Raw genomic sequence first — 3077 nt, 5'->3', positions numbered from 1 at the left:
GCGCGCACCCACACGCCGCCGCCGCCGATCGGTGGAGCGTTGCCGGCGGCGCAGCCGGTGATGCCGGCAAGCCTGGAGCCGCATACGCCGCTCGACGCAGCGCTGCGCCGCGTCCTCACCGAAACGGAGGGCTCGCTGGCGCGGCAAACGTTGTTGCAGGTCGCCTCGTTGCCGGACCGGACCGACGGCGCGTCGGCGCGGCTCGATGCGCTGCAGCCACGCTGGAGTTTCGAGATCCCGTTCACGACGCCGCAGGGCACCGCAGTGGCGCAGTTCGAAATCTCGCGCGACGGCGACGACGCGCAGACCGGCACCGCGTCGAACCGTGTCTGGCGCGCGCGGTTCTCGCTCGACGTCGAACCGGCGGGTCCGGTTCATGCACTCATCTCGTTGCAGGGGGAGAAGACCTCGGTGAAGATGTGGGCGGAGCGGCCGTCCACCGCTGCGCAGCTCCGCGCCGGCGCCGCCCAACTCACTGCCGCACTCAGCCGCGCCGACCTCAACCCCGGTGATATCATCATTCGCGAAGGCGCGCCGAGCGCGCCGCCGCCGGCTTCCGCCGGGCATTTCCTGGATCGCGCACTGTGACCATCGACGTCAAAAATCCGATCGCCGTCGCGCTGCACTACGACCACGGCGGCGCGCCGCGCGTCGTCGCCAAGGGCAAGGGCGCGATCGGCGCCAAGATCATCGAGGTCGCTAAGCAGAACAACGTCCCGATCGAGGAGAACGAAGTTTTGGCCGGCGCGCTGTCACATGTCGAACTCGGCGACGAGATTCCCGAGGAGCTGTACAAGGCCGTCGCCGAAGTGCTGGTGTTCGTGCTGAAGCTGTCGGGCAGGACGGGGCGATAGCCTCTCGCTCCGTCATTGCGAGGAGCGCAGCGACGAAGCAATCCAGCGTCGTTAACCTGGCTCTGGATTGCTTCGCTGCGCTCGCAATGACGAGGGGCCTATGTACTTAGCCGCCATCCTTTCACCACGAGCCCCGCGCATCGTCCGCGCTTTGCTGATTGCGAGGATGTCGTCTTGCTCACCCGCCGCACCGCCCTCGGCCTCTGTGCCGCAGCTTCGATCCCGGCGCTGATCCCCGCCCGGGCCTTCGCCGAAGTGGCGCCGCCGCGCAGCGAAATCCGCACCAGCCTGGCCAAGCGTTTCGCTGATGTTGGCACCGAGGGCACGTTCGTCGGCTACAAGACCGACGATTACTTGATCGTCGCCAGCGACGCCAAGCGGTCGGGCGACGCGTTCTCGCCGGCGTCGACCTTCAAGATTCCGAATTCGCTGATCGCGCTCGAGACCGGCGTCGTCAGCGATCCGGACAAGGATGTGTTCAAGTGGGACGGCGTCCGCCACAGCAACGAGGCGTGGAATCGCGATCACACGCTACGCAGCGCGATCGCGGTGTCGGCGCTGCCGGTGTATCAGGAGATCGCGCGGCGGATCGGGCCGGAGCGGATGCAGAAGTATGTCGACCTGTTCGACTACGGCAATCGCAATATCGGTGGCGGCATCGATCATTTCTGGGTCGGCGGCGATCTGAAGATCGACTGCATTCAGCAGATCGATTTCCTCGACCGGCTGCGGCGTCGCGCGCTGCCGATTTCCAAGCGCAGCCAGGATCTGGTCGCCGACATTCTCCCGGTCACCAAGGCCAGCGAGGCGACGATCCGGGCCAAGACCGGATTGCTACTCGGCAAGCAGGGGCAGCCGTCACTCGGCTGGCTGGTCGGCTGGGCCGAGAAGGGTGATCAGCAGACGGTGTTCGCGCTCAACCTCGACGTCCGCGACCCAAGCCACGTCGCCGGCCGTGCGACGCTGGCGCAGCAGCTTCTCGGCGACATCGGCGCGGTGTGACCGCTCAGGTCGTCGTCGGCGCAGCGACCGGCTTGCGCTTGCCGATCCGGCCTAGATGGGTGTCATGGAAGCTCGTGCCGTATTTCAGCCCGTAGCCGAGCATGCGGTCGAAGCCGATATGCGCAAGCCAGATCAGCGCGATCGTGCCGGCCATCGGCCACAGGATCACGAGCCCGCCGACGGCCAGCAGCAGCGGCGCGAGGGTGGTGTGCAGTGCGTTGTACACCAACGCGCCGACCCGCGGTCCGGCCAGATATCCAAGGAAGCCGAGATCGGGCGCGAAGAACAGGATCGCGTACAACTCCCAGGGCGAGTCCGAAATCAGGTAGAACAGCGTGGTGCCGAGGAACAGCGCCGCGCCTTCTGCCCGCAGCAGCGACGTCATGCCGCCGGTCACTGCACCGGGATTGCTGGGGTGGCTGCTGGGCTCGGTCATGGGGGCCTCCTGAAAGGGGTTCGCGGTATAGGTCGGTTTGCGGCGCCGCGCCATCGCGCTTTCGCATTCATCCGATGCAGTTTTGGAGGCGGCGAGGGCGGCGGATCTGCAAACCGGTCTCGGCTCTCTCGGGGAACGCGCCGAAAGGGCTATTCGCCGGCTGTGCCAAGGCAGTTTCCCTGCTCGGAAACCGTGCTAGAAGGCCTTGATTATCGAGGCGATCCGGGGGCACAAGTCCGGTAACGCCTTGCGGCAGGACAACGACATCAAGAAGCGCGGCTGAATCTCATGAAACATATCCTGGAAGCACTCGACGAACGCCGGGCAGCGGCCAAACTCGGCGGCGGCGAGAAGCGCATCGACGCGCAGCACGCGCGCGGCCGTCTCACCGCGCGGGAGCGCATCGATCTGCTGCTCGACAAGCATTCGTTCGAGGAAATGGACATGTTCGTCCAGCATCGCTCGACCGAATTCGGAATGGAAAAGACCAAAATTCCGGGAGACGGTGTTGTCACCGGCTGGGGCACCGTCAACGGCCGCAAGGTGTTCGTGTTCGCCAAGGATTTCACCGTGTTCGGCGGCTCGCTGTCCGAGACCCACGCGGCGAAGATCACCAAGATCCAGGACATGGCGCTGAAGGCGCGTGCTCCGATCATCGGCCTGTACGATGCCGGCGGCGCGCGCATCCAGGAGGGCGTCGCGGCGCTCGCCGGTTACTCCTACGTATTCCGTCGCGTGGTACAAGCCTCCGGCGTGATCCCGCAGATCAGCGTCATCATGGGCCC

General features: G+C 66.0%; 5 protein-coding genes. 4 read left to right on the top strand and 1 reads right to left on the bottom strand.

Annotated features, from left to right (window positions below):
- The 3 genes from ACOJTD_RS08025 to ACOJTD_RS08015 form a co-directional block, all read left to right on the top strand.
- A partial coding sequence (locus tag ACOJTD_RS08025; protein ID WP_420132392.1) for a flagellar hook-length control protein FliK occupies window positions 1–588 on the top strand: 588 nt, incomplete at its 5' end.
- Window positions 585–854, top strand: coding sequence for an EscU/YscU/HrcU family type III secretion system export apparatus switch protein (locus ACOJTD_RS08020; RefSeq protein ID WP_420132391.1), 270 nt, complete (start codon window positions 585–587; stop codon window positions 852–854). The genes ACOJTD_RS08025 and ACOJTD_RS08020, both read left to right, overlap by 4 nt.
- A 174-nt stretch (window positions 855–1028) precedes the next feature.
- Entirely contained in the window at window positions 1029–1856 is an 828-nt protein-coding gene (locus tag ACOJTD_RS08015) for a penicillin-binding transpeptidase domain-containing protein (RefSeq protein WP_420132390.1), read from the top strand.
- A gap of 4 nt (window positions 1857–1860) precedes the next feature.
- Here the strand turns inward: ACOJTD_RS08015 and ACOJTD_RS08010 are convergent, their stop codons facing one another.
- The gene (locus ACOJTD_RS08010) at window positions 1861–2292 is read right to left on the bottom strand and encodes a DUF4260 domain-containing protein (RefSeq protein WP_420132389.1); all 432 of its coding nucleotides are present in this window, start codon (window positions 2290–2292) and stop codon (window positions 1861–1863) included.
- Window positions 2293–2580: 288 nt separating this feature from the next.
- Between ACOJTD_RS08010 and ACOJTD_RS08005 the strand changes: the two genes are divergently transcribed.
- The coding region (locus ACOJTD_RS08005; protein WP_420132388.1) for a carboxyl transferase domain-containing protein at window positions 2581–3077 on the top strand (497 nt) is incomplete at its 3' end.

It is taken from the genome of Rhodopseudomonas sp. (assembly GCF_048594845.1).
In the GTDB taxonomy this organism is placed as follows: Bacteria; Pseudomonadota; Alphaproteobacteria; order Rhizobiales; family Xanthobacteraceae; genus Rhodopseudomonas.
This window is presented reverse-complemented; position numbering and strand designations above follow the sequence as displayed.

What these genes read in the sequence shown, in the direction of transcription:
- ACOJTD_RS08010 (WP_420132389.1), bottom strand. Translation starts at nt 2,292, where the DNA reads ATGACCGAGCCCAGCAGCCACCCCAGCAATCCCGGTGCAGTGACCGGC.